This is a genomic window from Candidatus Streptomyces philanthi, assembly GCF_059553635.1.
Genome location: NZ_JCANQV010000370.1, coordinates 1 through 4,867, shown reverse-complemented (window position 1 = coordinate 4,867; position 4,867 = coordinate 1). Strand labels below are relative to the sequence as shown.

4 protein-coding genes, 1 tRNA gene and 1 pseudogene are annotated in these 4,867 nt (G+C 74.1%); 1 reads left to right on the top strand and 5 read right to left on the bottom strand.

The annotated features are described in order from the left end of the window. Nucleotides 1-152: 152 nt before the first annotated feature. The 3 genes from AC51EU_RS27055 to AC51EU_RS27045 all read right to left on the bottom strand — a co-directional run bounded on the left by AC51EU_RS27055 (nt 153) and on the right by AC51EU_RS27045 (nt 3,014). Nucleotides 153-1,385, bottom strand: coding sequence for a cytochrome P450 (locus tag AC51EU_RS27055; protein ID WP_496269711.1), 1,233 nt, complete (start codon nt 1,383-1,385; stop codon nt 153-155). A gap of 71 nt (nt 1,386-1,456) precedes the next feature. Then, complete coding sequence (locus AC51EU_RS27050; protein WP_496269710.1) at nt 1,457-2,818, bottom strand: NAD(P)/FAD-dependent oxidoreductase; 1,362 nt, start codon at nt 2,816-2,818, stop codon at nt 1,457-1,459. Further along, the gene (locus AC51EU_RS27045; RefSeq protein ID WP_496269709.1) at nt 2,805-3,014 is read right to left on the bottom strand and encodes a ferredoxin; all 210 of its coding nucleotides are present in this window, start codon (nt 3,012-3,014) and stop codon (nt 2,805-2,807) included. The genes AC51EU_RS27050 and AC51EU_RS27045 overlap by 14 nt, the downstream gene beginning before the upstream one ends. 380 nt (nt 3,015-3,394) lie before the next feature. Here AC51EU_RS27045 and AC51EU_RS27040 point away from each other — a divergent pair, with 380 nt between their 5' ends. Then, the gene (locus AC51EU_RS27040) at nt 3,395-4,093 is read left to right on the top strand and encodes a hypothetical protein (RefSeq protein ID WP_496269708.1); all 699 of its coding nucleotides are present in this window, start codon (nt 3,395-3,397) and stop codon (nt 4,091-4,093) included. Nucleotides 4,094-4,287: 194 nt separating this feature from the next. On the opposite strand, the gene AC51EU_RS27035 is transcribed toward AC51EU_RS27040, so the two are convergent. Further along, nucleotides 4,288-4,360, bottom strand: a tRNA-Ala gene (locus AC51EU_RS27035). Between the two features lie 76 nt (nt 4,361-4,436). Beyond that, nucleotides 4,437-4,867: pseudogene (locus tag AC51EU_RS27030) on the bottom strand (hypothetical protein); the annotation flags it as partial.

The following is a 4,867-nucleotide window of genomic DNA, read 5'->3' as shown; positions in this document are numbered from 1 at the left end:
GCCGACCGGCTGGCCGACGCCCTCGTCCGCGTCACCCGGGAGGCGTCCTTCCGTACCCGTGCCGAGGAGGCCGCGCGCCGGCTGGCCGCCGAGGACGGTACGGGCGCGGTGGTCGACGCGGTGGCCCGCCTGGCGGGCTGAACGCGGGCCGGTCAGCCCCCGACCCGCCGCGCGACCCAGAGGTGGCGCGGCCCCCGCAGGACGGGGCTGTGCCGGTACGGCGGCGGGTCCTCGACCAGGCGGGGCGCGTCGAGGGTGTGCAGGAGGGCGCGCAGCGCGACCTGCGCCTCCAGGCGCGCGAGGGGCGCGCCGAAGCAGTGGTGGACGCCGCTACCGAAGCCGAAGTGCGCGTTGTCCTCGCGCGCCGGGTCGTAGCGGTCCGGGTCGGGGAAGCGCAGGGGGTCGCGGCTGCCGGAGGCGAGGACGAGGATCAGCGGCGCGCCCTTGGGGACGGTGACGCCCGCCACCTCCAGGTCCGTCAGCGGGGAGCGCTGCGGCAGCAGGTGCACGGGCGGTTCGTAGCGCAGCAGTTCCTCGACCGCCGACGGCATCAGGGCGGGGTCGCGGCGCAGCCGCTCCAGGACGTCCGGGCGGCGCAGGAAGGTGAGCATGCCGTTGGTGATGAGGTTCACCGTGGTCTCGTGTCCGGCGATCATCAGCAGGACGGCGGTGGCCATCAGTTCGGGCCGGGTCAGCCGGCCGTCGGGCCCGTCGTCGTGGACGAGGGCGGAGAGCATGTCGCCGGTCGGGTGCTCGGCGCGGCGCGTGGCGAGGTCGCTCATGTAGAGGCCCATCGCCCGGCGGGCCTCCTGGCCGGCGTGCCGCCGCTGGCCCGGGTCCTCCCCGGGGCTGGGGTCGATGCTCTCGATGATCGTGTCCGTCCAGGCGCGGATCTGCGGCATGTCCTCGCGGGGGACGCCGAGGAGGGCGCAGATGACGGTGACGGGGAGGGGGTAGGCGAAGTCGTCGACGAGGTCGATCCGTTCCCGGTCCCCGAAGCCGTCGATCAACTCCTGGGTGATGCGGACGATGTCGTCGTGGAGGGCGTCGATCCGGCCGGGGGTGTGCGGGGGGCCGAACGGTCGCATGGCGAGACGGCGGAGCCGGTCGTGCTCGGGGTCGTCGAAGCCGATGAACGCGGGCGGCAGCCCGGCCTCCCGGGCGGCGAGGGCCTCGGGGTCCGGTGCGGCGCGGCTGCGGAAGTCCGAGCTGACCCGCGGGTCGTGGAGCAGCGCGGCGATCTCGTGGTACGTGCCCACGAGGTAGCTGCCGTCCTCCTGCCGGGCGACCTTGCTCTCGCGGAGTTCGGCGTAGAGGGGGTAGGGGTCGGCGCGGTGCGCGTAGTCGGTGATGCGCCGGAAGAGGGTGGTGGGGTCCGATGGCATGCGCGCGGGCTCCTCGTCGGTTGCGGGTGGTGGACGGCGGGGCCGGCCCGGGGCGGGCGGTGGTGCGGGCCCTACCGCACCCAGGTCAGGCGCCGGTCCGGCAGATGTCCGGTGAGGGCGACGGTCGGGCCGTGGGAGACCGCCTTCGGGCCCGGTACGTCGGAGGGGACGGGCGCCGCGGAGGGCCGCCGGTCGGCGGCGCCGGGGGCCGGGGGGAAGGGGGCCGCCGTCTCGATCATTTCGAGGTAGTGGTCCAGCCACTTGGCGCGGTTCACGCTGACCGCCGCGGTCACCCGTCCGCGGTAGCCGTAGACGGCGACCAGCCGTGCCTCGTCCACCGAGCCCTGGGCGATCATCACCTGGTCGGAGAAGGTCGGTACGCCCACGGACTTGATGTTGAGGCCGAACTGGCTCGACCAGAACTCCGGTACCGCCAGATGCGGACGGCGCCGCGTTCCCGGGCTGACCATGTTGTGGGCCGCCACCTCCGCCTGCGCGACCGCGTTGCCCCAGTGTTCGAGGGCCAGCATCTGGTACTCGAACAGCGGGTGCGGGAACCGGGCCACGTCCCCGGCGACGAACACATCGTCCGTCACGATGCCGTACATGGTGAACACCCGGCAGCCCGCGTCACAGGCCACCCCTCGCGGCCCGGCGGCCAGCCCGGACTCCTCCAGCCACTCGGTGTTACGGACCGCGCCGAGCGCCACCACGGCGACATCCGCCTCGATCCGGGTCCCGTCCGACAGATCGGCGCCGGTGAACCGCCCCCGGGCACCACGCAGCGCGGTGACCGTCACCCCGCAGCGCAGATCGACCCCGTGGGCCCGTTGCAGCGCCGCGGCGAACGCGCCGAGCGTCCCGCCCAGCGCGCCGGCCAGCGGCGCGGGCCCGCGCTCGGCGACGGTGACATCCAGACCGCGCTCCCGGCACGCGGACGCGATCTCCGACCCGGTGAACCCGGCACCGATCACCAGCACCCGGCGCGGCCCGGCATCGAGCCGTTCCGCCAGCCGGGCGGCATCCTCCCGCGTACGCACCGTCAGCACGCCGTCGAGCGCCGCCTCCTCGGGCTGCGGCCAGGGCCTGGCCCGCGTCCCGGTGGCGATCAGCAGCCTGTCGTAGGGCAGCCGTTCCCCGTCGGCCAGCAGCACCTGCTTCGCGACGCCGTCCACCCCGGCGGCCCGCACCCCGAGCCGCCACCGCGCGCCGATGTCCCGGCGCCGGGGCAGCGTCACGTCCTCGGCGCGGGCCCGCCCCAACAGCACCTGTTTGGACAGCGGCGGCCGGTCGTACGGCGGCACCGCCTCGTCCCCGACAAGCGTCAGCTCCCCCTCGAACCCCTCGTCCCGCAGCGTCTCCGCGGCCCGCAGCCCGGCCAGCGACGCCCCGACGACAACGATCCGCCCGTCCCGCATCTCACCGGACCCCATCACCCGCCGCCTCACCGGCCACAATGGCCTGCACCGGACAGGCCACCACCGCCCGCCGCACCCGCTCCTCCTGCCCCACAGGAACCGCCGGCGCGTACAACAACGCCTCCTCACCATGCAGCTCGAACACCTGCGGCGCCAGAAACACACACTGCGCATACCCCTGACACCGATTGAGATCGACCACGATCTGCATCCGCCACTCCTCGGCCCGTCTTCCCCGCCCCCTGTCTATTCCGTTTTCGCGCCGGGCGCGCGCGGGGTGGGCCGGGAGGGGGTGTGCGGGGAGTGAGGTGCGGGACCGCGCCGGAAATACGGGAGGGGCGCGGAAAGAACCGCGTACGGGAAAGCAGGAAATCCCGCCCGCCCCTGTGGCCCCGCACCGGTACCCCGCAGACGTTTCCGGCCAAGTTGTTGATGTGACCATGAAGTAAATACTCAACGGTTCCCCCTCCCGCTAGGGTCACACCGTCTCCACAACTCGACGCCGCGCGGCCGTCGTTCGGCACCGCCTGGATCTGCCGATTGGACTGGTGTGAAGTGAACAGAACGCATTCCCGACCGCTGGGCCGTTCCTTGGGAGCGGCCCTCCGGAGCCGGCTCGCCTCCCTGGTGGGCGCCATCGCGCTGATGACGGCCGTCCTCACCGGCGTCTCCGTCGGCACGGCCGCCGCCGCGCCCCACCACGCTTCCTCGTCCGCCGCCGGGCCCGCCGCGGCCGGGTGGATCTGCCCCGGCGTCCCCGTCACGCCGGGCTATGTCCTCACCAACCATTCCAACAACGGCTGCGGCGGGGCCGGCATGTGGTACCAGCAGCCCGTGCAGAACGGGATCTGGACCTGTGCCACCTCGCCGATCCCGGACGGATACGTGCTCGCCGGTCACCGGCCCAAGGGCTGCGACGGCTTCAACTCCTGGTTCATGCGGCTGCCCCAGGACGGCCTGTGGACCTGCGGCACCTCGCCGATCCCGCCCGGCTATGTGACCACCGCCCACGCCCCCAACGGCTACGGCTGCGAGAACATCGACGCCTGGTACCTGCAGCTGGCCAAGGACGGCATCTGGACCTGCGCCGGCTCGCCGATCTGGCCCGGGTACGTGAACACCGGCCACCAGATGAACGGCTGCGGCGGCATCGGCTCCTGGTTCACCCAGTTGGCCAAGCCCGGACTCTGGATCTGCCCCGGCGTGCCCATCCCGCCCGGCTACCGCACCACCGACTACAACCCCGCCTACTGCGGAGGCGCGGGAGCCTGGCTCCTCGTACGCAACTGATCGCCGGCGGGCCCGGCCACCGTCCGCCCCGGAGAGTCCGCACAACCCACCGGGCCCGGGCGGCGGCCGTCTCCGTCACCCCGCCGGTACGCGGCACGAGGTCTCGGCGTCCCGACCGCGAGCACGAACCCGCCGCCGTACGGCGCGAAAAAGCCCCCACCGGATGTTCCCGGCGGGGGCTTTGACGTGTGCGGTGGACCTGAGGGGATTCGAACCCCTGACCCCCTCGTTGCGAACGAGGTGCGCTACCAGCTGCGCCACAGGCCCTTGCGACGAGTGAAACTCTAGCATCCCGTCGGCGGTGCTCGGAAATCGCTTCCGGTGCTGGTCAGCGGAGGCGGGGTCACTCGTTCGCCGCGCGGGGGCGGTCGAGGTCGGCGGGGTGGTCCTCGGGGGAGGCGTACTGGTCGAAGAGGGGGGTGCGGCCGCGGGTGCGGCGGGCGGGGGTGGCGGGGCGCTCCGGCTGGGTGTCGGGGGCGGCGCTGGAGCGGGCGGCGCTCCAGGCGTCGTCGGTGTCCAGGTCGGTGTGGCCGGCGGCGCGGGGGGCGACAGGGGCGGTGACGTAGGTGGGGAGCGGGACGGGGACCGGTTCCCAGGTTCCGGGGGCGGGGCGGGGGTGCTCGCGCTGCTGGTCGACCCACTCGGCGTGGTCGGTCTCCTCGACGAGGGCGCGGCGGCCGGCGGCCTGGTCCTGCTCGGGGCGGGGGCGGCCGGGGCGGGGCGCCTCGGGCCCCTGGGGGGCGTCGGCGGGGGCGTCAGTACGGGCGTCGGCGG

Bases quoted from the DNA above. Each gene is read 5' to 3' on its own strand.
- AC51EU_RS27045 (WP_496269709.1), bottom strand. From the start codon at position 3,014: ATGCAGATCGTGGTCGATCTCAATCGGTGTCAGGGGTATGCGCAGTGT.
- AC51EU_RS27055 (WP_496269711.1), bottom strand. From the start codon at position 1,385: ATGCCATCGGACCCCACCACCCTCTTCCGGCGCATCACCGACTACGCG.
- AC51EU_RS27050 (WP_496269710.1), bottom strand. From the start codon at position 2,818: ATGGGGTCCGGTGAGATGCGGGACGGGCGGATCGTTGTCGTCGGGGCG.